The organism is Intestinimonas timonensis, assembly GCF_900626145.1.
Lineage (GTDB): Bacteria > Bacillota > Clostridia > Oscillospirales > Oscillospiraceae > Intestinimonas > Intestinimonas aquisgranensis.
In genome coordinates this window covers 1-24694 of record NZ_LR130823.1, presented here as the reverse complement: position 1 = coordinate 24694, position 24694 = coordinate 1, and the positions used below count along the sequence as shown (strand labels likewise).

Here is a 24694-nt window from a genome sequence, read left to right as displayed (position 1 = left end):
AGGAGGCAGAAGGGAGGAAAAAAGAGGCCGCACGCCGAGAAACAATGCGCGGACAATGGGTATCTAATCAAAATAGGAGGAAGATAGAACATGAGAAAACGAATTACCAGTTTACTGCTGACGCTGGCCATGCTGCTCTCACTGCTGCCCGCCATGGGCGCGACGGCGAGCGCGGCGGACGATACTTACGGATACGGCAACATCAAGGACTGGAGCGGGTTTAAAAGCTATCTCAGTTCGCCCGCTTCAAGAGATCTCACGCTGGAAAATGACATCGATTATACGACGGGATATGATGATGATGCGATCATTATAAAGGAAAGCCAAAAACTGGACCTGAACGGCCATAAGATCAGGATCGACGCAAGCAAGCGGGCGGAGTTTAACAACCTGATCACAATTCGCTCCGGCGAATTCACGCTGTGCGACAGCCAGGGCGGCGGCGCGATCGAGGTTGAATTTGCGAGGGACTCCAAGTGGCACTGCATCATCATGATAAGCCCCGACAGTGCTGGCGCGCCTGCCAAATTCACAATGGACGGCGGCACGCTGACAAGGCTGAATCCGATAGATTCGAATGTCTATGGAAACAACGGCTGCATCAGCGACAACTATTTTGTTCCGTTCAAGGGCGGTGAGCGCCCGCAGATCACGATCAACGGCGGCACGATCAACTGCCCGTACAGCTGGGACAGGAGCAATACCAGTATGAGGCAGGTTGAGTATATGCCGACGGCGCTGCTGCTGCGCTATTCCAATCTCACAGTCAACGGCGGCACCTTCAACGGCATAGTCTGGACAGATAAGCTGTCGTGGAAAGAGGGAGATGCGGAGCCGCGCGTTCTTCTCAACGACGGCGAGTTCAACTCCCCGTTTGCGGTGACCAGCCTGCTGGAAAATAAGACGCAGATGGTCATAGACGGGGCGCGCTTCAACGATGGCCTTTATGTTACCGAAAGCATAAAAGAAAGCAATTATAAGGGGAACGAGCCGGCGATGCTGATCAAAAGCGGCGTATTTGACGCGTCCGGCCAGTATCTCAAGCTCGATATTTACGGTGTCACCAGAGAGCGTGGGTACGATTCGCGGGTCAAACAGCAGGTGATAGAGCGCGTTATGAAGTTCTTCCCGAACAGCGCGATAAAGGTGAACGGGAAGATCTATACCTCCGAGAACATCGGCTCGCGCGTGATATTTGACGACAATCCTTACGGTGGGTCTTTCTATCTGAATTTAAACTTGAAGGGCCCCATCGAGGTCATCCGCAACGCATGGGGCATGAAGTCCGTCACGCTGGACGGCGACTCCATCGACTACGCCAAGGACTTCAAGGGCGAAGTTAAGGAGATTACCAACAACACGGCGCGTACCCTCAAGTTCGAGTGGTATCCTCTGGCGCAGGAGCTGAAAGACGCGGGCTATACCTATCGAGCCAATTTCGATTGCTATACCGTCGGCTCTAACACCCCCACCAGCGTTCCCATCAGCGCCACCGCCACCGAATATAGCTATACCATTCCCGCAGGCGAAGCCCCGTCGGTCTATTCCTTTGATTTGCAGCTGAATCTGCAAAAGGACGGCAGCTCCGTCGGCATCATGAGCAACGATCATATCGTCAAGCTGGTGGTGAGCGAAGCGGCAGACACCTTCATTTCTACCGTTTCGTTCAACGTGGACAAGGCTGACGTCGGTGAGCCCGGTGAATTGAGCTTCGAGGCCAAGGACAAAAACGGAAATACCGTGGCGATACATCCTAATGTAACGTGGGAACATGACAACATTCAGGTGGGCATCAACCATGTCTCCTTTACGATTCCCGCCCCGGATGGCTATACCTTTAGCGGCGAGAACGGCAAGGTCACGGCGCTGAAGTTCGGCGGCGTGGATGTCATCGGCTACGTTGATAGTACCGGTGCGCTCAATTTCAGCTTTCCTCTGGAAGTACCTCACCAGCACAAGCCAGCTTCCGTGGGCTATAACGCCAAGTATCACTGGAAGGTCTGCTCCTGCGACCAGAAGATCATGAACACCAGCGAAAAGCACACCATGAGCGATTGGGTCGCGGGTAATACGCTCTCGGGCGGCGGCGTGGAATATACCCGCTCCTGCACGGGCTGCGGCTATACCGAGACCACCATTGACTACTCCGGCGTGAAGCACGTCACCAGCCTTGTGCTGAACATGGAAAACTACCCCATGGACGGCATGAGACCGCATAACTTTGTGCATCAGGAAGACGATGCAATCGTTCATGATAACGTCATGGATCAGGATTTTTATAAGCTGACCAAGCGTGATCCTGAGATCAAGTATCCGTCCTTCTCTATCGCGACCGGCAATGAAAAGGTCAAGTTGTCCGCAACAAACCCGGAAGCCTATGACGATCCTGCGGAAAATCCTGACTTTGCAAAGTGGACTACGGCAACCGGAACTCTTTGGCTCAGACCGGATACGGGATACACTGATTATGAGACGGAGTTCCAGACCAACGGTAAGTATAAGGCCCATTTGACGCTTGACGCCAAGAATGGCTATGCATTCTACGAAGATTTCAAAACCAACCAGGATAACTTCAAGCTCTACACCGACATGGAAGGCATCACCATCGAACAATACGGTGTCCGGCGGTGGTATTATGACAGCAAGAGACCTTCGTATGATGATCCGAATGTCCCCGAAGGTTGGGGCTGGTATACTCAGGCGCCTGATGACAATAGCGCCGGTGCCAGCAGGGTTCAGATCACGTTTGTGATCACCGCAAGAAACGAGGGCAAGCTGAACATCACCCTGCCGGAGCTGAAGGCCGGCGACGACCTCAAAGAAACGTGGGCCGATTTTGAAGGTACCCCCAACTTCGGCACTGACGATTTCGTAAGGGACTGTTACGGTAGCGAGACAATGGCGTGGAGGGGCGGCCCCAGCTGTGTGATTCACAATAAGGCTGTCACCGGCGAGAGCATGATCGCGCAGGCCGGACAGACCTACACGCTGGAGATCCCTGCTGTGAATGAAAACGTTCTGGCGCACATCACCATTAAGAATCCGACGGCCGCAACCAAGATTGTCGAGATGCCGTCCGGCGCGATCACCGTAACCTATACGCTGCCCGCTGCTGCCGACGATACGATCGTGAACGGCGCAGCCGTCAGCATCACGCCTCCGGCCTACGGCGCTGCGCCCAACACCACGGCGACGGTTACCGGTACTGCTCACTGCACGGCTTCCTCTGTGACGTGGAACCCCGCTGATGCAGCATTTGAGGCGAAGGAGTATACCGCAACCGTTACGCTGACCGCAAACGATGGCTATACCTTCGCAAGCGATGCGGTATTTACCATCAACGGCCACAAGGTTACTCCCGAAGCAGGTGGCACTACTACCAGCGTGACCCTCAGCTACGCCTTCCCGGCACTGGCTGGGCCCCATACACACACCTATGGCGGTAACTGGATCTTTGCAACTCCCGATACGCATATCCGTTACTGCACGGCGAACGACGGTTCTTACGAGGAAGCCCCGCACAGCATCACCAGCTGGACGGATAGCAATGATGGTACCCACACCGGCACCTGCACCGCTTGCGGCTATGCAAAGACCGAGAACCACAGCTGGGTATTCGTTAGCGAGGTTGCGCCCACCGTGACCACGGAGGGGACTCGTCATTACAAGTGCTCTGCCTGCACGGCCACCAAGACCGAGAGCATCCCCAAGCTCACCGAGTACACCGTCACCGTGACCAGTGGCGGCAACGGCTCCGTTTCTGTGGACCACGCCAAGGCTGTCGCCGGGACGGAGATCAAGCTGACCGCAACTCCGAACAGCGGCTACCACTTCAAGGAGTGGAAAGTCGTCAAGGGCAGCGTGACCATCAAGGACAACCAGTTCACCATGCCTGCCGAGAATGTTGAAGTCAAGGCGATCTTCGAGAAGAACAGCTCCACCGGTGGCGGTGGCGGCGGTGGTGTCACCACCTACTCCATCACCGTAAAGAGCGCCAAGAACGGTGATGTGACCGCCAGCCACAAGTCCGCCTCCAAGGGCACCACCGTCACCCTGACGGTCGATCCCGACAAGGGCTATGTGCTGGATACCCTCACCGTTCTGGACGATAAGGACAAGGAAATCAAGCTGACTGAGAAAAACGGCAAGTATGTCTTTACTATGCCGTCCGGCAAGGTTACCGTAGCGGGCAGGTTCGAGGTCGAGCAGCCTGCCGACAAGCATCCCTTCACGGACATTCCCTCCGGCGCTTATTATGAGAACGCTGTGATCTGGGCTGCGGACAAGGGCATCACCGGCGGCACCAGCGCCACCACCTTCTCCCCCAACGGCATCTGTACCCGCGCCCAGGCGGTCACCTTCCTGTGGAGGGCTGCCGGATCTCCCGCCCCCAAGAGCATGAACAGCTTTGCCGATGTCCCCGCGGATGCCTACTATGCCAAAGCGGTGGCCTGGGCCGTTGAGAACGGCATCACCAGCGGCACGAGCGGCGGTAAGTTCAGCCCCAACGCTACCTGTACCCGCGCTCAGATCGTCACCTTCCTGTACCGTGCGGCGGGCAGCCCTGCGGTCAGCGGAGGAAGTGTATTCAGCGATGTAAAGGCCGGCGCTTACTATGCCGACGCGGTCACATGGGCGGCGAACAAGGGCATCACCGGCGGGATCGGCAATGGCCTGTTCGGTTCGGATAACAACTGCACCCGCGCCCAGATCGTCACCTTCCTCTATCGGTATGTGGAATAATAACAGGATATTCTTACCAAGCGGAGCGGCAAATGCCGCTCCGCTTTTTGCGTTTTGTCCGAAAAACTACCCGCTGCGGGTAGGGCGCAAAACAGCGGCACCCGGTAAAATGAAACCATAGTAGAGCGCAGAGAAACAAAAACAGAAAGAAAAGAGGTGTCGTCATGCAAGTAACTGCAAACAGGGAAATGATGATGTCAAGGTGTGCAGTGAGATGAAACGAGTATGGAAGTCTATGCTGGCCTTGCTGTTGGCGCTCTGCCTGACAGCCTGCGGCGGCACCCCCGGCGGCGGAGAAGAAGGGCCGCCCGAGTCTCCTGATGACACAGCGACCTCCGCCCCTCCGTCCGACCATAACTCCGACAGTTCATTGGGCGGCACCTATTGGACGGCTGTACAGCACGAGTCCTACGACGATCTCTTTGACCGCACAGAGGTGAGCCAAATGCCCACGGAGCGGTGGTGGGCCGATCTCTTTCTCAACGAGGACGGAACGGCGCAATTCCGTGAGGTCCTGGGCGACAGCTTCAACAGCTATCTGGGCAGCGGGACCTGGTGGCTCGGCGCGGATCACACCCTGCGGCTGACAAGCTCGGACGGCGATGAAGATGGTGAGATGAATGGCCGCATTGAAGATGGCCGCATCATTTTGGAATCCTTCTATGGGGATCGATTCTATTTTGAAAAAGCGGAGCGGCCGGGCCCGGGCGGCGAACTGTGTATCGCAAACCTGCATGGGACATGGCACATGACCACAGGCGAGGTGGATGGATGGAGCTATAACGCCCGGGAAGAAGGCTTGGCCTCCACGCTGGTTTTTGAAAGCAGGTGGAGCGACTCCATCGAGGGATATGTGCTGAGCGCGGATTATTACTTTGCGAACTTTCTGGATACGGATGAGCCGGAATACCGGCAGGAAGCCGAGCTTCGGACGGAGTTGCTGGAGGAACCGCTGTTCCACGGCCTCTCCAACGAGCTTTGGAGCGTCCGGCTCTTTCACGATGATACCGGCGCGGAGTTCTTTCTCACGCTGACCGATCCGGATACGCTGTATCTCCAGGAGCATTACGAGAAGGACGGCGCTCCGGCGGTCCGCACGGCGGTCTACCAGCGGGTAAACGCATTCTTGCCGGAAACGCTGCAGACGGCTTTGTATGAGGAGCCTTCTGACTGCCTGACCTTCTACTGGCCCAACCCACCGGAGGATGTATCCGCATGGCTGGAGGTACTGCCGGTCACAAAGCTGGAGCCGGATGGACTGGACAGGCTGCTGGTGGTGGGGCGCTGGTATGAAACACAGATCCGGTTCTGTACGGGCGAGCCCCTGTGGGATGACAGCGGACGGCTTCTGGATTGGGTCACGGACGAGATCCTGTACGACGAAACGCTCAACATTGATGAGCCTCGGTGGTTTTCCCTGACGATCCCGGAAGGCGTACCGAACCTGTGCCTGCACATCAAGCGCCCCTGGGAGGATTTTTGGTACCTCTGGCCCATCACCGACACAAACGGGTATCTGGTGGATGGGTGGACATTCCTGACACCATAACACCATAACAAAATAAAACAAGAGAGGAGATCGCATTATGGGACTGATCAAAGCTGCATTGGGCGCAGCCGGCGGCGTGATGGCCGACCAGTGGAAGGAATTCTTCTACTGCGAAGCCATCCCCGCGGATGTGCTGGCGGTAAAGGGAAAGAAGAAGGCCACAGGCCGCTCCAGCAACACCAAGGGGGATGACAACATCATCACCAATGGCTCTGTCATCGCCGTGGCCAACGGCCAGTGTATGCTCATCGTGGAGCAGGGCAAGGTGGTGGATATGTGCGCCGAGCCGGGCGAGTACACCTACGATATGTCCACCGAGCCCAGCCTCTTCACCGGCGATCTGGGGGAATCCATCAAGGGCGTGTTCCAGAACATCGGCAAGCGTTTCACCTTCGGCGGAGAGGCCCCCAAGGACCAGCGCATCTACTATTTCAATACCAAGGAGCTCACCGGCAACAAGTACGGAACCCCAAGCCCCGTCCCCTTCCGGGTGGTGGACCAGCGGGCGGGTATCGACATCGATATCGCCATCCGCTGCTTCGGCGAGTACAGCATCCGCCTGAAAAACCCCATGCTGTTCTATACCAATGTCTGCGGCAACGTCAGCGAGGACTTTAAGACCGAGCAGATCGCGGGGCAGATGAAGACGGAGCTGCTCACCGCCCTGCAGCCCGCATTCGCAAAGATCTCGGAAATGGGTATCCGTTACTCCGCTCTCCCCGGTCACACCCTGGAGCTGGCAGAAGCCCTCAACGAGCAGCTCTCCTCCCGGTGGCGGGACCTGCGGGGCATGGAGATCGTTTCCTTTGGCGTCTCCAGCGTCAAGGCCAATGAGGAAGACGAGCAGATGATTAAGGAGCTGCAGCGCAACGCGGCCTTTATGGACCCCACCCGGGCGGCGGCCCATCTGGTGGGCGCACAGGCCAGCGCCATGCAGTCCGCGGCCAGCAACCCCAATGCCGGTCCCGCTATGGCTTTTATGGGCATGGGGATGGCTGGACAGATGGGCGGCATGAACGCCCAGAATCTCTATCAGATGGGCGCGCAGCAGCAGGCTCAGCCCACCCCCGCACCTGTACCCACGCCCCCGCCTGCCGCCCCTGGCTGGACCTGCGCCTGCGGACAAAGCGGCATCACCGGAAAATTCTGCCCAGAGTGCGGCAAGCCCCGGCCCGCAGCGGACGGCTGGACCTGTTCCTGTGGTGCGGTGAACAAAGGGAAATTCTGCGCGGAGTGCGGGGCGAAAAAGCCCGCTGGCGTACCCCAGTACAAATGCGACAAATGCGGCTGGGAGCCGGATGATCCCGCCCATCCGCCCAAGTTCTGCCCGGAGTGCGGCGATCCCTTTGACGATGGCGATGTGCAGGGATGACCCGGGGAAGAAAAACCGCCGTATTTTCTGTTGTAGGTCTGTTCCTGCTTCTGGTGGCTGCGGGGTATTGTTTCAGAGGTCATCAGGGAGGTGATTCACCCATACAGAAGAAATCTGCCGTGCCGCCCGGTACCTTGACTGGCGTCACATACAGCCACACCAGCGGCATGGTTGCCAGAGCGGATTTTGCCATCACGCTTTCGCCGGAGGCCATTCTGGAAACAAGCTATTATCCGGCCCTTGATCCGGATACGGCGGAGGACGAGGACTGGCATCATCCGTCCACCAAAAAGAATGTCCCCATCACCGCGGCTCAGTGGTCGGATGTGGAGCATATCATTCTGGAGCTCTACCCGCTGATGGAGCCCATCCCGGAAAACCGGCTTGAGGTGAAGCTGCCACCGGGGATCGAAGTCATGGATGGCGGGGACTCCACCAGCCTGATCCTGACCTGGAGCACAGAAGACGGTACACGGAGCATCCGTTATGATCCGCCAAATGACCGCCGTATCCATACGCTGATCGCTCTGCTGGAGGAGCTGGCCGACCCCATTGGACGGGAGATCCCCCGCTATGCCCCGCCGGAGCTGAGCGGCTTCTATATGGGTCAGTCCGGGGCTCTCTTCTCCAAAGACTATTCCTTCCAATTCGACCGGGGCCCGTCTGTTGTGTACGGAGAGGACGCCCCCTATATCCTCCGGGCCAGATTTACCCCGTCCGGTCGGAAGCAGGAGATCTGGAGTGACTGGGCCGTGTCAGATGAGGAGTGGGATGCCTTCACAGCGTTTGCGGAGGAGATCCGTCTGGAGCAGCAGCCGGACGGCAGCTCGGAAAAGCCGACCTGCACCCTCTATTACTCTGACGGCAAACAGCAGCAGAAGAAATTGGATCAGGAAACAGCGAAGCAGCTCCGGGCGTATTTTACAGAGCTGGCCCTGTGCCTGCTGGATGAACAGCCATAGTACGCAAATCGATCCATAAAAACAGAACATAGGAGGTACGACAAATGAAAGGTCAGAAGATTTTGAAAGTCACATCCATTCTCATGATCATCGGCGGCATCATCGCCGCCATCGCCGGCGTCATCGCCATTCTCGGCGTCAGCGCCCTGGCAGCCCTGTCGGGGAGCGCGGAGGGTACCGGCCTGCTCTATGCCAGCTCCATTCTTGTAACTGTGGCCTCTGTGATCCAGTTTATCGCAGGCATTAAGGGCATCGGGGCCTGCAGCGTACCCCAGAAGGCCGTTTCCTGTGTCAAATGGGGCATTATCATTGCGATCTTAGCAATCATCTCCATCATCATCGGCCTTGTAGGCGGAGGCCAGTTTAGCATCACCAGTCTGGTGCTCAATCTTCTGCTGCCGGGATTGTATGTCTACGGCGCCATGCAGATGAAGGGCACCGCGTAAGCGGCTTCAGAAAGGGGTGCAGATGATGGGGCTCTTTGGAAAACTATTTGATAAAAAGGAATGCTCGGTCTGCGGCGGCGAGATCGGGCTGCTGGGTAACCGCAAGCTGGAGGACGGCAATCTGTGCAAGGAATGCGCCGCCAAGCTCTCCCCCTGGTTCAGCGACCGCCGCCAGAGCACGGCGGCAGAGATCCAGGAACAGCTGGCCTACCGGGAGGCCAATCAAGCCAAGGTATCCTCTTTTCGCACCACCCGTACTCTGGGTGAGCGTACCAAGGTGCTGCTGGACGAGGATGCGGGTCTGTTTATGGTCACCTCCGCCAGAAATTGGGAGGAGGCCAATCCGGATGTGCTGTCCTTCTCCGATGTGACCGGCTGCAAGCTGGACATCGACGAGCGCAGGACGGAGATCGAATACAGGGATAAGGATGGAGAGCGGCAGAGCTTCAATCCCAAACGGTATGCCTATTCCTACGATTTCTACATCGTAATCAACGTCAACAATCCCTATTTCAGCGAGATCCGCTTCCAGCTCAACAGCAGCTCAGTGGATAACGATGAGGAAACACTGCTGGATGGGCCCGACGCCATGCGCAGACCCCGCGGGGGTCTCCGGGCTAAAGCCGGCGGAATGGGCGGCGGCTCCCTGACCTCCAACGCGGAGGAGGTGCGCTCCAGCGTGGAATACCGGCAATATGAGGAAATGGGCTGTGAGATCCGGGATGCGCTGCTGCAGGTCCGGCAGCAGGCGCGGGAGGAAGCGGCCGCGGCAGCAGCACCCAAGGCGGCGGTGACCTGTCCGTACTGCGGGGCGACCACCACACCGGATGCCAGCGGCTGCTGCGAGTTTTGCGGCGGCGCAATCAACGGATAAGAATACCTTGGAGCAATAGAAAAAAACGAAAATGAAAGGAGCTTCACCATGAAGAAGTATGAAATTTTAGGAGAAAATCTGCCGGTCGTCGTATGTGAATTGTCCCCAGGCGAATCCATGATCACGGAGAGCGGCAGCATGAGCTGGATGAGCCCAAATATGAAAATGGAAACCACCACCGGAGGCGGTATGAAGAAGATGCTGGGGCGGCTGGTGTCCGGCGATTCCGCATTCCAGAACAAGTTCACCGCAGAGGGCGGGGACGGGATCATCGCCTTCGCGTCCAGCTTTCCCGGGGCCATCAAGGCCCTGCAGATCAGCGCAGGCCGGTCCATGATCGTGCAGAAAAGCGCATTTCTTGCCTCCGAGGAGGGTGTGGAGCTATCCATGCACTTCCAGAAAAGACTGGGCTCCGGCATCTTTGGCGGCGAGGGCTTCATCATGCAGAAGCTGAGCGGAAACGGGATCGCCTTTATTGAGATCGACGGTCACGCGGCAGAGTATGACCTGAGCGCCGGACAGGAGCTTCTGGTCAGCACAGGGTACCTGGCGGCTATGGAGGAGAGCTGCACCATGGATGTGGTTGCGGTCAAGGGCGCAAAGAACATGCTCCTGGGCGGAGAGGGTATTTTCAATACCGTTGTCCGGGGACCCGGCAAGGTGATCCTGCAGACCATGCCCATCAGCAAGGTAGCCGAGCTGCTGACGCCGTTTTTCAGCAACAAAAAATAAGAACAGACAGAGGGGAGACTGAAAATGAAAACCAAGTTCAAGCTGTCGTGCCTGTTCCTTGCGGCGCTGATGCTGTTCAGCCTCACTGCCTGCGGCAAGGACAACCCGGAGCCCAGCTCGACATCGGAAGGAACCGAGCAGACAAAGCCTCCTGTGGAAGCGGGAAGCGGAACAACGATCCATACAAATCTGTGGGATCTTACTTACGATGAGGCGGACGGCTGGGTCTATGAGGAGGACGACTTTCATGACGATGAGACATCCTCCAAGATCATCCTGACGCTTCCCAAGGAAGGAGAGGATGGAAGCATCGTCGATGCGGAGATCCGCGTTTCCGTGGAAGATCCGTATACCTTCCGGGACTATCTCACCAGCTACGGCTTTGACGAGTACGAATATGCAGTCGATCAGGCCTATGATCTTACTCCCGTCGGCGGCATCGATTGCCTCAAAGCAGAAGGAAACTATTGGGGTTCCCCTTGCCTGCGGTATATGAACCGGGTGGAGGGCGCGGGAGCCACCGTATTTATGGAGATCATCGGCGAGTACGAGGATGAGCGTGTAGACAAGCTGCTCTCCGGCCTGACGATCCATCTGGAGGATACCGGAAACGAGGATGGCCCCTGGTACTGGGAGGGTGAGCCCTTTTCCGCCCAGCCCCGCAGCGTCATGGTGGGGACGCACACGCTCAGCAGCCAGTGGCTGCCTATTACAGACTGCATCATCACAAAGGAGACCTTCAATCACGCAGCTGCTGTCACAGGAGATCAGGCTTACCTTCTGGTGGACGGAGAATTGAAGCGCTTCGATTACGACGGCGCATCTCTGAACTTTGCGGAGGATATTGTGCTGGACGCGGAATATGAGGATATTTCCGCCGACACCACAGGGACCCTCTGGCTGGCGAATTTTATGGAGCCGCTAATCAGCTGGAAGGACGGCGCACAGACGGCGTCCTATGAGGGCCCGGATCACGTCACCATGCACCCATCCGGGACCTGGGGCGTCAGCTGGTTCTCCGGACCGGAATGTGAAAAGATCACGCTCTCCGGCGGAGCCCTCAAGACGGAGCCCATGGTATTCCAGGAAGTGGACATCCTCAGTCATCTGCTGATCGACGACAGCCACATCTATGTCTGCGGGTCTGCCGTGGATGGCAGCGGTCACAAGGTGTTTGTCTATGACAGCAATGGCGCGCTGCAAATGACTTTGGCAGATTCCGACGGAGGCGGCCTGGGAAGCATTACCTTTATTACGCAGACCGCAAATGGCTATCTGGCCCTGGACGGAAATATGCGTGAGGTGGTGCTTTGGAGCAAGGATGGCACCTATCTCGGCGAGGCGGATGACGGCGACCTGTTCGGCACGGACTATCCCTGGTTCTGCGGCGGCGTGAAGCTGGCTGACGGCAGCATCCTTGCCATTATGACCGAAGACAGAGCAGACGAGTCCGCAATGGAACTTGTGGCATTCAAACTCAGCGGCTTTTAAGGAGGATCTGACATGAAACGCACAAGGTTATTCTGCGTCCTGCTTGCGGCGGCGATGCTGCTCAGTCTGGCCGCCTGCGGCAAGGGCACACCGGCAGAGTCCAATTTGATCAAACTCGGAGATTATGAACTGCTCTATAAAGGGGCCAGTATCATGGAGGACTCAGATGGAAACGACGCACTGGTCCTGACGCTGGATTTTACCAACAACAGCAAGGACAGTGGCTCCTATGTCTGGTCAGTCTCTGAAACAGCGATGCAGAACGGCGCAGAATTGGCTATCGCCACCGTCTTTGCGGACAGCGACTCCTACGACACGGTAATCGACAGTCAATTTACGGATGTCGCGCCGGGTGAAACCCTTGAACTCCGCACCGCCTTTGTGCTGGCGGATACCACCAGCAAGGTCGAGGTGACCTTTGAGGAGGCGTTCGGCGACAAAAACGGTAAAATCACCGTTGATCCGTCCACACTCAGCCGGGAAACGGCGGGAAGCGGTACAGGTCAGGATACTGGGACCGGAGATATACTGCTGGACTGGTGGAACGGTGACTGGTACGGCTGGTGGATCATGACCGGCTGCTCAGGCGACTACGAGGATCTGGAGGGCGCCTGGTGGGACATCTGCGGCGCCATTGACATCGGCGGGGACGGCACGGGCACTGTCACCCTCTGGGATGAGGACTACACGAAGTCGGAACCGATGGTCTCCGCATCGGTCAGCCTCAGTGATGATGGGACCAGCATATATGGCACCATGACATCCGAGGGCGGTGCCTTCACGGATATTGCGCTGGAGCACGGGGACTGGATCGTTGACCCGGGACTGGTGGACTATGGAGACATGATCCACATTGACGGTGATTACGAAAACGGCGGAGATGCATTCCACTATGATATCTACCTGCGCCCGTGGGGGACCTATTGGGTGGATGTGGACGAGGAGGATCTGCCCAATCTCTATGACAGCTGGTATCTGCCTCTGATCGATGCGGAGGAGCCTATGCCGGACAGCATCGGATAACACCAGAATGGGGATCGTTCCCGCCCCATTTGGGGCGGAACGATCCCCGTTTGCGCAATGGTATGGAGCAGTGACATTTGAAAGGAGCAGTTATGAAAAGGACATCAAAACGAGTGATCGCATTTTTTCTAATACTGGTTCTGATGCTGTCTCTCTGTGCCTGCGCGCAAAAACAGCAAGCGGGAACAGACGAACCAAATCGAAGCGCCGATGGTGAGACGCTGTCTGGTATGCCCGATCAGAAACTGCCAGAAAAGCTGCGCCCGGGGGCCGGGGGATCGGATATGCAGCCGACACCGACCGGATTCTCTGCGGAAGCGGAACAATCTCTTGTTTGGCTGCGGGAGAGAATGGCTTTTCCGCAGACCATGTTCGGCGCGGCGTATCTGGGCTATGTGGAAAAAGCCGGCGATTGGCTGTCAGCGGCAGACCAGGTCATGCTGGAGGAATATCCCTTCCTTGCGGAGATCGACGAAACCCGCATCATCGGCAGTTCAGGCCATCTGTACGGTATCGTGCCGCTGGATGAAAATGCGACGGTTTCCGTCAATCTCATGCGGTGGGATCCGAAATCAGATACCGAAGAGGTCATCGAGGTTCTCTACCGGTCTGAAGTTGGAGATCCGCTGCTGATCTTTGCAGCCGGCGGGGACGATGCATACGCATACCTGTCCTACATACAGGTCCAGATCGTAGACAACGCAGGCAACAGCTGCGTGTGGGAGCCGCAGCTCTATACATCAACGGGGCACATCGTGCCATGTTTCTCGGAAAACGGAGACTACCTCTCCTTCGACTTTACGGAATACGGCTGGCAGGGCGTTCCTTCCGAGCTTGCACCGTGGCTGGCAGACGGCTGGAGCGGCGTATATGCCTCCGGGCTTGGCGGCAGCTGGACAACGCAGGCAGCGGCATGGGATACGAGCCGTGTGGCAAATTACTACCTGTGGTTCTTTCCCGAGGATGAGACAGGCGGAACGGTCGATCTGTACTGGGAATACGTGGGAACCGATCCTTCTGAAACGATGTGGGATGAGGTGTGGAGCGGTTTCTGGACGACCACATCCGTCATGGATGGGCCCAGTTATGTGACCATCAGCCTGTCCCTTGTTGGCGGTGATAACTATGGCGTCACAGACGGTCCGTATTATATCTCGGAGACTTATCCGATTTTGATGAGTCCCAGCGGCGAGGAGATGGTGATCGGCACTGGGGAGAACGAAGTCAGCCTGCCGTTTATGCCGAAGTATGACGCGCAGCTGTGCGTCCTGACGCTGGACAGTTTGCTCACCGACCCGCTCGGCTGATCTTCTGCGGATTACGGCCTGTTTCGGTATAGACCGTTACAGCGCCGGCATGGGAAGGAGAAATTTCAGATGCCAACACAGGTAACAAATTATCAATGCCCCAGCTGCACGGGACCGTTGCATTTCTCCGGCGCGTCCGGCCGGTTGGAATGCGAATACTGCGGTGCCAGTTATGATGTGGCAGAGATCGAGGCGCTCTACGCAGAGAAAGAAAAAAAGGCGGCAGAAGCCCAGCAGGCGGCGGAGGAAGGCGGCACCGGACAGGGTGCGCCGGCCGCGGATGGAGGCGCATGGGACACCTCTGACTTTTGCGAGGATTGGGGGGCTGAGGGCGACGGTATGCGGGCCTACGGCTGCCCCAGCTGCGGCGCGGAGCTCATCTGCGAGGAGAGCACGGCGGCGACCTCCTGCCCCTATTGCGGGAACCCCACCGTGGTGCCGGGCCAGTTCTCCGGGGCACTGCGGCCAGATTTCATCGTTCCGTTCAAGCTGAGCAAGGAGGATGCGGTAAAGGCCCTCAAGTCCCACTACAAAGGGAAGCTTTTCCTGCCGAAAAGCTTTACCGGTGAAAATCACGTGCAGGAGATCCGGGGGATCTATGTTCCCTTCTGGATGTTCGACGGCGAGGCGGAGGGCGACGCCCATTATGAGGCTGCCCGCTCCCGTACATACCGTTCCGGCGACTACGAGATCACGGAGACGAAACACTACGATGTCTACCGGGCCGGAACCGTCACCTTTGAGAAGGTGCCGGTGGATGCCTCCAGCAAGATGCCGGACGGCCACATGGACTCCATTGAACCCTATGACCACAAGGAGCTGAAGCCCTTTTCCACCGCGTATCTCCCCGGCTTCCTGGCCGATAAGTTCGATGTGACGGTGGAACAGAGCCGGCAGCGGGCGGATCAGCGCTGTGAGGGGACCCTTGCCTCCGCGCTGCGCGGCACAGTGAAGCGTTATGACCTCTGCGTTCTCAGAGAAAGCAGCGTTCACCTGCGCAGGGGCAAGGTGCATTACGCCCTGATGCCCGTCTGGATGCTGAATACCAAGTGGCATGGGAAGGACTTCCTCTTTGCCATGAATGGACAGACCGGAAAGCTGGTGGGCGACCTGCCGGTCAGCTGGGGGAAGTTCTGGGGGCTGTTTGCCGCCATCGCCGTCCCCCTGTCTGTGATCAGTTCGGCGCTGGTCCTATTGCCGTGAGAAAGGAGGCAGACCGGATATGAAGAAAGCATATACTGCTCTCGCGCTGGCATTCCTGTTGGCGCTGTCCCTCTGCACTCCCGCAATGGCGGCAATGGAGTACGGCGTGATCTATGACGAAACGGAATCATTGGGATCGCAGGAGCTGACCATGCAGGGAGAACAGACCCTCCCCCAGCTCTCCCAGGCGCTGGGCCTTGATCTGCGGGTGGATGTATTGACCCAAAATAGCTATGACGGACTTGGCGACGCCGCCGCAGGGATATATGAGGAATATGATTACGGCTATGGCGAGCACAAGGAGGGCGTTACGCTGACCATTCTGCTGGAACCGCAGGATGGGGATACCTACAGTATGGTTGACGAAAATGACTGGTGCGTCTACGCCAGGCTGAGCGATGAGCGGGGCAGCGGCCAGGAATTGTCCGACGCCGTCTACGATGCGGTACAGCCCTATATGGCGGCGCGGGCATGGAACGGTGAGGACATGACCATGAGCGCCGTGGCGCTGACCCAGGCAGTGGACGCCATGGCAGAAACGGCGGAGGAGTACATCCGCACAAATTGCCCGCCGGCCGGCTCCGGCGAGGATGCCGGTGTGGAAGAACCGGTGCAGGGCAGCGTCACGATGCAGTATGTATTTGATGCTGCAGACCTTCTTCCCTATGAGAAGTGGGAAAAGCTGGAGGCTCGGGCCGAAGCTATTTCCCAAAAGCAGGATTGCGGCGTTTATTTTGCTCTTGTAGATGATTACACGGAATACGGAAACGGCAGTGTCTTTGAGGTCACCTATCAACTCTATCACGGCAGTGAGCTCGGTATGGGCAGCGGGCGGGATGGGATCATCGTGCTCCTGAGCATGGCCGAGCGGGACTACGCCATGTTCGTCTACGGCGAGTACGCCGAGTATGCCTTTGATGAATATGGGCAGGAGAAGCTGGAGGAGCAATTCCTGGGCGATTTTGGGGAAAACGACTGGTATGGCGGCATCTCCAATTACTTGGACGCCTGTGAGGAATATCTGACGAAGGCCGACGCCGGCAAGCCGGTGCGCCGTCCTTACTGGATCTGGTTCGTCATTTCAGCAGGATGCTCCTGTCTGGCCGCGGGGACGGTTTGCCTGTGGCTGCTGCGTAAGATGAAGTCCGTCCATCAAAAGGCGGAAGCTGATGCGTACCTCACCGCTGGCGGCTTACACCTGACAAAGCAGTACGACCGGTACACCCATACCACCGAAACACGCACCAAGATCCAGAAAGAGAGCTCGGGCGGTAGCGGCGGCAGCACCTACAGCGAAAGTGGGGGCGGCGGCAGCGGCCGCAGCGGAAAATTCTGAGAAGGAGGCCGGATGATGAAGAATTTGCTCCGGCGCCGCTTTCTCCCGGCGATTTTGTGCATGGCACTGGCCCTTGGCCTGTCCGCCTGCGGAGGAGAAGATACACCGTCCGTTGAAACGGAAACGGACAGTGCGATGGGTACCCTTTCCGGCAGCAAGGGAGAAAAAGATTCCGGGGTGGGTGCGTTCTCCGGCAGCGGGGAAGAAACAGCGGAGGCGGAATTGGCGGAGGAGTCCCTGAACCTGTTGTATGACGCCATGACATACGATGACCAGTACGCCGGCGCGGTCGCCTATCTGGGATACAGGAAGCAGGGGGACTCCACCCCGCTGTCGGACTGGCTGGTGGAGAATTGTACCGGATTGGTCGAGGCGATGCCGTTTCTGCTGCATATACCGGCCGAACGTATCCTCGGCGCAGGTTGGGGGGATTTATTCTGCATCGTTCCCCGGGATGAGAATACCAGCCTTGCCGTGAACCATGTCACCTGGGAATCTCTCGGTAACGGCGTTTGGCCTGTACCGGGTGAGGTGCTCTACCGGGAGGAGTGTGCCCAGCCTGTACTGATATTCGTAAATTATGAGCAATGGCGGGATGAACCGGACACGGAGATCGTCCTTGTGACAAACGATGGCGTGGAGGTGAAGTGGCTCCCGCTGACCGATGAATACGGCATTCCCATCGTGCCCACCGGGGAGAACTACCTTCCCATGCTGATGGATTTCGGCATCTGGGGCTATGTGACCGGGTTGGACTACCCCGAGGACTGGGAGCCGTCCGGGGACGACTGGTGGCTGCCTCCCACAGACTGGGGGCTGGCTTACACAAACTGGACCTGCGAGCACTGGTACATGGAGTTCAACTGGGGCGACAGCGACCCGGACTATTCCGGGCGCATCGATCTCTACCATCAGCCGGAGGATGGGCAGGAGTATGCGTACTCGTATTCCGGCATCTGGCGTATGGAGGGCGACTGCCTGTATCTGGACCTCTCGGACGGCGCGGGCACCCGCATGAGCGGCAGCTTCCCGGTGCTGATCGACCCCTCCGGCGAATCTCTCCATATCCAGCAGGATCGTGAAACCGGTGTGTGTCCACCCTTTTTTGGCGAGGGCATGACCTGTATGGATCTGATACGCGCCTATGGCTGAGAGAACATCAGGCGCACGAGTGTGGGACAGGCGTGAAAGGAGTATTTGTATGAGTATTTTTGACAGGCTAAAGCAGTCCGCCGTGGATGCCGCGGCGACAGCAGCCACAGCCATTGGAAACAAGAGGGAAACCTTTACCTTCACGGCCCTCCCTGAGAGCCTTGCCCAGATGCAGGCTCTCCCGGAGGCGGCCCTTGACACTCCCTTTCAGACGGCGGCGCTGACCGTGCTGGCCCTGTGCGCCTATGCCGCTGACCGGCAGATCGGCACGGATATGCTGAATTGGCTGCGGGGGCCCCGTCCTTTGAACGGACAGGAGATCTCCTTCTTAAACGACCGCTTCCGTGACGGAAAGACCTACCTTCCCTTCACCTACTTTGCCGGCTCTACCCCCGACAACAATTACACACCCAACCAGCCCTACACCATCCGGGTGGAAAGCAACCATGTTTCCGGTGAGGAGCAGGGCTATATGAAACTGTTTATCCCCTGCGGCGGCGCGGACAGCCCTCGCCCCATCAAACTCCGACAGCGGGGTAGCGATGGGAAATGGTTCCTCTGGGAGCAATATCTGCTCACCGGCGTCCGTACCCCCAAGTCCGCCGATCCCTGGGCGTGAGTCAGGCGGCGCGGTTGTGGAGGATCGGCTCATGGAAGCCGGAGCAGGCGGGAGCGATCAGAAAACCATCTGTATTTATCGGATTGGATAGAAGGTGCCGATCATGAAAACAGTGCTGTTTATATCATCCAATAAGGTGCTTGGACAGGGGTTGTCAGCGGCCATCCAGGCAAAGCCGGAGCTTGACTTCCTGTGGGCGGCCCAGCTCCATTATCCGCAGGCTATGGTCGGCGTTGATATCTTCCATGCGGATGTGGTGATATTGGATATTGTGGATCAGGCGGATATGGATCAGGCGGTCGGGATCTGCCAACCTCTTCGGCAGGTTGAACAGGACCTCAAGATCCTGCTTCTGGTCAGGCCGGAACAGTCCGCCGTATGCAGCCGTGTCATAGATGCAAAAAATGCCGGACTGATCGATGATTTCGTCTTCTATGATAGTTCTCTGGCATATCTGCTGGCGAAATTGGCGGCGTTTTCATAGAATGATTGGGTATCAATGAAGAAAAACCAACTGCAATTATCTAACTTGTAACTACTAACTACGAATAAATGGGTGATTGCTATGCGGCATGGGTCAAAATGGATCTGCTGTCCTCAGTGCGGCAGCAAAACGAAAGTCAAAGTATATGAAGAAACGGTTTTAGTAAAATTCCCGCTATACTGTCCAAAATGTAAAAAGGAATTCATGGTCAATGTGGTAAAACTGAAGATGGTATTAAGCGACGAGCCGGATGCTTAAAGCACAGAGCCTGCTGATCCCCCTGTCGGGGAAAAGCAGGCTCTGTTTTTTTATGTAGTCATCCAATCTCAATGGCGTCCTTTGTCCGGAGTGCGGCAATGACCGATTCCACCACCGGGATCAACGCTTCGGCTTCCTGCTCACTGCATTCCTCAATCATAAGCCGAAGCTGTTGTAGAGCGGGAGTTTCGCGCTGCAGTTCAGGGTTAAAAATGCTTCTGGCATCAATACGGAGGGCACGGATCAAAGGGTAGAGCACTTCCATCTTGGGATTTGCCTTGGAGTTCTCAATATTCATCACGGTTCGCACATCGATATCCGCCATGTCTGCTACCTGAAGCTGGGTCAGACCGCGCTGATAACGTGTGCTCTTCACCACATTTCCCAATGGATAGGAGAAATCATACATCACAGTTCACCTCAAAGATATTCTACAATACATCTTTTTGCGGGTGAATGCGACATAATTCGCTTGTTAGGTGTATCACGATACATGAACCAACAAGCCTGAGATACATAAAACTGAATTACATTATCGGCAAGACAGTCGCATTTGCCGAAAAACAAAAATTTTAAGGGGGTGATGCTGGCTGTCTGTGTGCCGGCCGCGTAAGTGGACAAGGAGAAATGCAACATGGCAGACAAAAGCTGCCGCATTAAGTTGTTCCATCTGGTTAAGCCGAGTCACACTGCTTTCAGGACAGCACGAGGAAGACTGTCAAGAAAAAAACGGGATACGCAAGCTGGGCATATAAGAAAGGAAGAAAAACCTCCGCCTGCTGCCCCTGTATCCCGCCCTGGACTTCTTAATACAGATCAAGCACAGGTTGCCGATTCTCCATTTTTGCACGGGATCGGCAATTTATTTTTTAATGATAATCTTTCTGTTGGGTGCCGTAATCCTCCGAACTGAAATTCGGTCTCATCCAAATTTCAGAAAACGGAGGAAAGTGTTATGGGCTTCAACAGAGATAGCTATGCCGCTCAAATCAAGAATTTACGGAAAAGCCGAGGACTTACGCAGGAGCAGCTGGCAGAGAAAATGAACATCACCAGTACATACATCCTGAAAATTGAAAACGGAAAGCAGACCGGCTCAGTTGAACTGGCTGTGGAGCTTGCAGCATTCTTCGATGTCTCCCTGGATTATCTTTTGTCGGGGAGAGAATTTAAAGCTATGGATCAGAAGCAGAACCTGCGAATGACCATTGCATTTTTGTCTGAATTGGAGGCAAAACTCTAAAACCTTCCATTTTGGGTAGGTAACCTTCCATTCTGTTTATGTAATTCTGAAACACACAGAGTTACAATCTTAGTGAGATCAGTAAATCTCACAGTACCTTGAAAAATACTGCCCCAGGCAGTCATATCCGGCAATATAAATACATCAGCTGACGGAGCCAGCGTCAGGCCGAGTGCGCGAAGACCACCTGTGCGGATCATTTCCGCATCTAAGGACGGCCAATTAAGGTGCAGAGCGATACCCACTCAGGCCAGGGCAGGATTGGCACCCTGCTCCGCCAAGATCCCGTCAGCCCACAATGGTACTCCTGCACGCAGCTCCGGGCGTTCCCCGGAGGGGTGAGATTCCCGTGATGTGCGCCAGCACAGTTTATGTTGCCGCCCTGCCTGGGGAAGTAGTGTCGAATACAGGCAATATTCTTGATATTAGAAGCAATGGAGGTCGCCTGCGATGTAGTTGAGCAAGCCAAAGCTACCCCAACCAAATTGGGCGGCCTCTATTTTTGTGGTATCAAGAGTCAGAAAATAAGCAAATGAAGGGAGGATTTTTATGACAGTCCAAAATGTAAACATCGACTACTGCGGCATTATTACACTGCTTAAAAAACTTGTCCGGATTGGGAAATGCACCGAAAAAGAAGCCAAAAAAATTGCCGGCTACCTCTCCGTGCAGGATGGTGTCGAAATCATTCTGTTTCCCTGATTTTCGTTGCATTTTGTGATAGCTATTTGGACAAAAGTGTGGTAATGTTTGTTGCTGTAAGACCTGCTAAGTATTGTCAAGAAGAAAAAGCAAACATTGTAAGTAGTTGAAAATCGGTGCACCTATTCAAGCCGCTTTGCATCTCAAAATGAAACGGCGGCCAGCCAACGCTATGCAACGCAATAAGATCAGCTCTGTTCTAATGTTTCCAGATAGGCTTTCACTGTGGCGTAGTAGATCCGCAGGAATTTATTCGCGGATGCCATCATGTAGACGCGGTAGGGTTTGCCTTCGGCTCGTTTTCTGTTCATGAACTGGTAAATTGGTTCATTCGGCGGCGAGTTTTGCAAATAGACGCTCATGACAAGGAATAGCGTCCGGCGTAGCGACGATGCACCTACCTTGCTCATGCTCTTGTGCCTACCGATCACATCACCAGAGTCATTCGGTGGGGCATCAATACCGGCATAGGCAACGAGTGCTTTCTTGGAGTAAAAACGGCGAACATCCCCAATTTCAGCTATGAGCTGCGGCCCAAGAGTCGGGCCAACGCCAAACATGTCCATGACAACAGGATATTCCGGCAGCTGAGAGGACAGAGATTGCATCTCCTGTTTGAGCGCAGCAAGCGCAGCGGAAGTAGCGCTAAGCTGAGATACAGCCTGCTCCACAAGTAGCTTTGTAGTTTCAGATTTCGGCATGACACCAATATGTCCGCTGGCTTCATCGTAAATGGCGTGTGCTTTTTCTTCACTGAAGTTGTACCCATGCTTTCGGCACCACCGCCAGTACTTGTTCACGAATGACTTTAGGGGGCGTTCAGAGACGCATTCACAATGCCAAAACTCCGCTACGAAATCCACCCACTTCTCACTTCCGTCTGCACGGGCAGGGCTGTTAAACAGACGATTTGCATTTGGAAAGGTCATATCCAACAAGGAAATCAGATTGTTCTTCAACACAGTCTGCACCTTGGAATACTGTCGGTACTGGCGATAGCAGTTCTTCAGCAACAGCCGAGTATTTTCCTCCGGGATATATCTCGGCAAGGTAAGCCAGCGATCAAGGCCATAGTTCGCCAGCTTTATAGCATCCTTCCGGTCGGTCTTGACACGCCTCAAATCATTGTTCCCGTAGCCATGCACCAGCTTTGCATTGACAACGGAAACATATAACCCTGCGTCGTGAAGCAGCTTTGCCACCGGCGCATGGTAGTTCCCTGTGGCCTCCATGACCACACGAGTCTCACCGTTCAGGCTTTTGAGCCGCCTTGCCAGCTCGCTCAGTTCACTGTCGGTGTGACGCACTTCAAAGGGTGAGATGACAACCTCTCCAAAGGGACGCATGACGGCAATCGTGCTCCTGCCTTTGGAGATGTCAATACCTACAGAGTTCATGTATCTGCCTCCCATACGAATTTGCAACCGGAATCCATCTTTTTTCTCATTGCCGATTCAATCTATTGGGTGACGCGAACTCTATGGCTCAACCTGCTCAAAGCGAACACTGCAATAAGAGGGATGGCTGACAGTCTTATCAACGGACATCTAAGCCCAAGGAGGTGATGGTCAGCCAGTTGCTCCCCTTATTGTAGCTTAGGCATGAGACGGAAAGAAGCCCAGCCGGATGCTGGGCTTCCAACCAATAATTATTGTAATAGGAGATTCCTGTAATATGAGAAAATCCGGCGTTTGAACAAAAAAGGACACTCCCTTACAATCAAAGTACACGAACAGGGTCAAAGCCCTAATAAAAACGTACGTTGAGATTGAAAGGAAGTATCCAAAATGAGTGTAACACAGAACGAGAAAATCCGTCAAGTCACAGAAACAACAATGGTCATTGGTGTGGATATTGCCAGCGAGATGCATTGGGCCAGAGCGTTCGACTGGCGCGGTTTGGAGCTTGGTAAGGCAGTCAAGTTTGAGAACAGCGCAGAGGGCTTTCGGTTCTTCCTGCATTGGCTGTCAGAATTGGCAGCCGAACAGAAGAAAAGCAGCGTCATGGTAGGGCTTGAGCCCACAGGACACTACTGGTTCACCCTGGCAGCGTACCTGCAAGGAAGCAGTATTAAGCTGGTGCTGGTCAATCCATACCATGTGAAGCGCAGCAAAGAACTGGACGACGGACATCCCAGCAAGAGCGACAAGAAGGACCCCAAGACAATCGCAAAGCTGGTGCTGGAAGGGCGCTATGCATTCCCATATATCCCACAGGGGCTGTATGCGGAACTGCGAGTTGCCATGAACTGCCGCTGGAGAGTACAGAAAGAGCTCACTTCAGTGCAGAATCAAATCCAACGTTGGCTGAAGATCTACTTTCCAGAACACAAAACAGTATTCGGAAAATTTGAGGGCATGGGAAGTATGGCGCTGCTTCATGCAGCACCGTTTCCTTCCGATTTAATCGCTTTAGGTGTGGATGGAATCAACCAGATATGGCGACAGATGAAACTGCGCTGTGTTGGCCTGAAACGGGCGCAAAGGGCCTTTGAAGCGGCCAAAAACAGCGTAGGATGCACAACGGGGATTGAAGCGGCCCGCATGGAGCTGCAAATTCTGCTGGAGGATTATGACGTGAAACTTCAGCAGTATGAACGCATCATGGAGGTTGTGGAAAGCCTGTGCGGGCAAATCCCAGAGGCAGAAGAGCTGCTTCAAATCAAAGGGATCGGTCTCACCACTGTCGCTGGCATCTTTGCCGAAGTTGGAGACATTCGGCGCTTCTCATCCCCTCGCCAACTGCAAAAGCTGGCAGGACTCGCCATCACGGAAAACAGTTCCGGAAAGCATAAAGGCCAGACGGAAATTAGCCGGCGAGGGAGAGCACATCTGCGTGCAATCCTGTTCCGAGCGGCGATGCCACTGGTGGCGAAAAATGAGGAATTTCAAAAACTCCATCAGTATTTTACGACAAGAGCAGAAAACCCATTGAAGAAAATGCAGTCGATGATTGCGATATGTTGCAAGCTGCTTCGGGTGTTCTATGCAGTGGCCATAAAAGGCTGTGCATACAGTGCAGAAAAAATGCTTGCTGACATCCACAGAAACCAGCCGCTGAAAGCGGCGTAGTTCGCTTACAGGAAGCGTCTCTCTGTTGCGTCGCGGAAGAGACTCACACCGCTTCCGTTTAACTTGATTCCACAGGTATAAATACAGAGCCGGTAGTTGGTCAATGAATTTCACCATTAGAGCTTAG

At 55.5% G+C, this 24694-nt stretch carries 22 protein-coding genes; 20 read left to right on the top strand and 2 right to left on the bottom strand.

All coding sequences use genetic code 11. The annotated features are described in order from the left end of the window. Positions 1–90 precede the first annotated feature (90 nt). The 16 genes from E0E29_RS17020 to E0E29_RS16945 all read left to right on the top strand — a co-directional run bounded on the left by E0E29_RS17020 (position 91) and on the right by E0E29_RS16945 (position 19551). Entirely contained in the window at positions 91–4743 is a 4653-nt protein-coding gene (locus tag E0E29_RS17020) for an S-layer homology domain-containing protein (protein WP_130850948.1), read from the top strand. Between the two features lie 214 nt (positions 4744–4957). Continuing rightward, positions 4958–6292 (top strand): hypothetical protein, encoded by a 1335-nt coding sequence (locus E0E29_RS17015; protein WP_130850947.1) that lies wholly within the window; start codon positions 4958–4960, stop codon positions 6290–6292. A 37-nt stretch (positions 6293–6329) separates the two neighbouring features. Further along, on the top strand, positions 6330–7664 hold the full coding sequence (locus E0E29_RS17010; protein WP_130850946.1) for an SPFH domain-containing protein: 1335 nt from the start codon (positions 6330–6332) through the stop codon (positions 7662–7664). Positions 7665–7783: 119 nt separating this feature from the next. After that, positions 7784–8626 carry a hypothetical protein gene (locus E0E29_RS17005; RefSeq protein ID WP_130850945.1) on the top strand — a complete coding sequence of 281 codons (843 nt, stop codon included), beginning with the start codon at positions 7784–7786 and terminating at the stop codon, positions 8624–8626. Between the two features lie 44 nt (positions 8627–8670). After that, positions 8671–9072 carry a hypothetical protein gene (locus E0E29_RS17000; RefSeq protein WP_130850944.1) on the top strand — a complete coding sequence of 134 codons (402 nt, stop codon included), beginning with the start codon at positions 8671–8673 and terminating at the stop codon, positions 9070–9072. A 22-nt stretch (positions 9073–9094) separates the two neighbouring features. Beyond that, a complete protein-coding gene (locus E0E29_RS16995; RefSeq protein WP_242622575.1) occupies positions 9095–9946 on the top strand; it encodes a DUF4428 domain-containing protein in 852 nt (283 codons plus the stop codon). A gap of 48 nt (positions 9947–9994) precedes the next feature. Next, on the top strand, positions 9995–10678 hold the full coding sequence (locus E0E29_RS16990) for a TIGR00266 family protein (RefSeq protein WP_130850943.1): 684 nt from the start codon (positions 9995–9997) through the stop codon (positions 10676–10678). 24 nt (positions 10679–10702) lie between these two features. Further along, on the top strand, positions 10703–12169 hold the full coding sequence (locus tag E0E29_RS16985) for a hypothetical protein (RefSeq protein ID WP_130850942.1): 1467 nt from the start codon (positions 10703–10705) through the stop codon (positions 12167–12169). Between the two features lie 12 nt (positions 12170–12181). Then, on the top strand, positions 12182–13192 hold the full coding sequence (locus E0E29_RS16980) for a DUF5067 domain-containing protein (protein WP_130850941.1): 1011 nt from the start codon (positions 12182–12184) through the stop codon (positions 13190–13192). Positions 13193–13284: 92 nt separating this feature from the next. Beyond that, a complete protein-coding gene (locus E0E29_RS16975; protein ID WP_130850940.1) occupies positions 13285–14499 on the top strand; it encodes a hypothetical protein in 1215 nt (404 codons plus the stop codon). Between the two features lie 177 nt (positions 14500–14676). Further along, positions 14677–15702, top strand: coding sequence for a TFIIB-type zinc ribbon-containing protein (locus E0E29_RS16970; protein WP_242622574.1), 1026 nt, complete (start codon positions 14677–14679; stop codon positions 15700–15702). Positions 15703–15721: 19 nt separating this feature from the next. Further along, positions 15722–17038, top strand: coding sequence for a TPM domain-containing protein (locus tag E0E29_RS16965; protein ID WP_130850938.1), 1317 nt, complete (start codon positions 15722–15724; stop codon positions 17036–17038). 15 nt (positions 17039–17053) lie between these two features. After that, positions 17054–18190: a hypothetical protein gene (locus E0E29_RS16960; RefSeq protein WP_130850937.1), complete on the top strand. Its 1137-nt coding sequence runs from the start codon at positions 17054–17056 to the stop codon at positions 18188–18190. A gap of 49 nt (positions 18191–18239) precedes the next feature. Continuing rightward, the gene (locus E0E29_RS16955) at positions 18240–18809 is read left to right on the top strand and encodes a DUF6935 domain-containing protein (protein ID WP_130850936.1); all 570 of its coding nucleotides are present in this window, start codon (positions 18240–18242) and stop codon (positions 18807–18809) included. A 103-nt stretch (positions 18810–18912) separates the two neighbouring features. Beyond that, positions 18913–19293 carry a hypothetical protein gene (locus E0E29_RS16950; protein WP_130850935.1) on the top strand — a complete coding sequence of 127 codons (381 nt, stop codon included), beginning with the start codon at positions 18913–18915 and terminating at the stop codon, positions 19291–19293. A gap of 81 nt (positions 19294–19374) precedes the next feature. Beyond that, complete coding sequence (locus E0E29_RS16945) at positions 19375–19551, top strand: cysteine-rich KTR domain-containing protein (protein WP_130850962.1); 177 nt, start codon at positions 19375–19377, stop codon at positions 19549–19551. 58 nt (positions 19552–19609) lie between these two features. Here the strand turns inward: E0E29_RS16945 and E0E29_RS16940 are convergent, their stop codons facing one another. Next, positions 19610–19960: a helix-turn-helix transcriptional regulator gene (locus E0E29_RS16940; RefSeq protein WP_130850934.1), complete on the bottom strand. Its 351-nt coding sequence runs from the start codon at positions 19958–19960 to the stop codon at positions 19610–19612. A gap of 225 nt (positions 19961–20185) precedes the next feature. Between E0E29_RS16940 and E0E29_RS16935 the strand changes: the two genes are divergently transcribed. The 3 genes from E0E29_RS16935 to E0E29_RS18370 all read left to right on the top strand — a co-directional run bounded on the left by E0E29_RS16935 (position 20186) and on the right by E0E29_RS18370 (position 21496). Beyond that, on the top strand, positions 20186–20464 hold the full coding sequence (locus tag E0E29_RS16935) for a hypothetical protein (protein ID WP_130850933.1): 279 nt from the start codon (positions 20186–20188) through the stop codon (positions 20462–20464). A gap of 42 nt (positions 20465–20506) precedes the next feature. Further along, the gene (locus E0E29_RS16930) at positions 20507–20794 is read left to right on the top strand and encodes a helix-turn-helix domain-containing protein (RefSeq protein WP_130850932.1); all 288 of its coding nucleotides are present in this window, start codon (positions 20507–20509) and stop codon (positions 20792–20794) included. A gap of 549 nt (positions 20795–21343) precedes the next feature. After that, positions 21344–21496: a hypothetical protein gene (locus E0E29_RS18370; RefSeq protein WP_165449964.1), complete on the top strand. Its 153-nt coding sequence runs from the start codon at positions 21344–21346 to the stop codon at positions 21494–21496. A 188-nt stretch (positions 21497–21684) separates the two neighbouring features. Here E0E29_RS18370 and E0E29_RS16925 read toward each other — a convergent pair whose 3' ends face one another. Continuing rightward, positions 21685–22893: an IS110 family RNA-guided transposase gene (locus E0E29_RS16925; protein WP_130849211.1), complete on the bottom strand. Its 1209-nt coding sequence runs from the start codon at positions 22891–22893 to the stop codon at positions 21685–21687. A gap of 390 nt (positions 22894–23283) precedes the next feature. Between E0E29_RS16925 and E0E29_RS16920 the strand changes: the two genes are divergently transcribed. Then, positions 23284–24567 carry an IS110 family RNA-guided transposase gene (locus tag E0E29_RS16920; protein ID WP_130849970.1) on the top strand — a complete coding sequence of 428 codons (1284 nt, stop codon included), beginning with the start codon at positions 23284–23286 and terminating at the stop codon, positions 24565–24567. Positions 24568–24694 lie beyond the last annotated feature (127 nt).

Bases quoted from the DNA above. Each gene is read 5' to 3' on its own strand.
- E0E29_RS17020 (WP_130850948.1), top strand. From the start codon at position 91: ATGAGAAAACGAATTACCAGTTTACTGCTGACGCTGGCCATGCTGCTC.
- E0E29_RS17015 (WP_130850947.1), top strand. From the start codon at position 4,958: ATGAAACGAGTATGGAAGTCTATGCTGGCCTTGCTGTTGGCGCTCTGC.
- E0E29_RS17010 (WP_130850946.1), top strand. From the start codon at position 6,330: ATGGGACTGATCAAAGCTGCATTGGGCGCAGCCGGCGGCGTGATGGCC.
- E0E29_RS17000 (WP_130850944.1), top strand. From the start codon at position 8,671: ATGAAAGGTCAGAAGATTTTGAAAGTCACATCCATTCTCATGATCATC.
- E0E29_RS16995 (WP_242622575.1), top strand. From the start codon at position 9,095: ATGATGGGGCTCTTTGGAAAACTATTTGATAAAAAGGAATGCTCGGTC.
- E0E29_RS16990 (WP_130850943.1), top strand. From the start codon at position 9,995: ATGAAGAAGTATGAAATTTTAGGAGAAAATCTGCCGGTCGTCGTATGT.
- E0E29_RS16985 (WP_130850942.1), top strand. From the start codon at position 10,703: ATGAAAACCAAGTTCAAGCTGTCGTGCCTGTTCCTTGCGGCGCTGATG.
- E0E29_RS16980 (WP_130850941.1), top strand. From the start codon at position 12,182: ATGAAACGCACAAGGTTATTCTGCGTCCTGCTTGCGGCGGCGATGCTG.
- E0E29_RS16975 (WP_130850940.1), top strand. From the start codon at position 13,285: ATGAAAAGGACATCAAAACGAGTGATCGCATTTTTTCTAATACTGGTT.
- E0E29_RS16965 (WP_130850938.1), top strand. From the start codon at position 15,722: ATGAAGAAAGCATATACTGCTCTCGCGCTGGCATTCCTGTTGGCGCTG.
- E0E29_RS16960 (WP_130850937.1), top strand. From the start codon at position 17,054: ATGAAGAATTTGCTCCGGCGCCGCTTTCTCCCGGCGATTTTGTGCATG.
- E0E29_RS16955 (WP_130850936.1), top strand. From the start codon at position 18,240: ATGAGTATTTTTGACAGGCTAAAGCAGTCCGCCGTGGATGCCGCGGCG.
- E0E29_RS16950 (WP_130850935.1), top strand. From the start codon at position 18,913: ATGAAAACAGTGCTGTTTATATCATCCAATAAGGTGCTTGGACAGGGG.
- E0E29_RS16945 (WP_130850962.1), top strand. From the start codon at position 19,375: ATGCGGCATGGGTCAAAATGGATCTGCTGTCCTCAGTGCGGCAGCAAA.
- E0E29_RS16940 (WP_130850934.1), bottom strand. From the start codon at position 19,960: ATGTATGATTTCTCCTATCCATTGGGAAATGTGGTGAAGAGCACACGT.
- E0E29_RS16935 (WP_130850933.1), top strand. From the start codon at position 20,186: ATGGCAGACAAAAGCTGCCGCATTAAGTTGTTCCATCTGGTTAAGCCG.
- E0E29_RS16930 (WP_130850932.1), top strand. From the start codon at position 20,507: ATGGGCTTCAACAGAGATAGCTATGCCGCTCAAATCAAGAATTTACGG.
- E0E29_RS18370 (WP_165449964.1), top strand. From the start codon at position 21,344: ATGACAGTCCAAAATGTAAACATCGACTACTGCGGCATTATTACACTG.
- E0E29_RS16925 (WP_130849211.1), bottom strand. From the start codon at position 22,893: ATGAACTCTGTAGGTATTGACATCTCCAAAGGCAGGAGCACGATTGCC.
- E0E29_RS16920 (WP_130849970.1), top strand. From the start codon at position 23,284: ATGAGTGTAACACAGAACGAGAAAATCCGTCAAGTCACAGAAACAACA.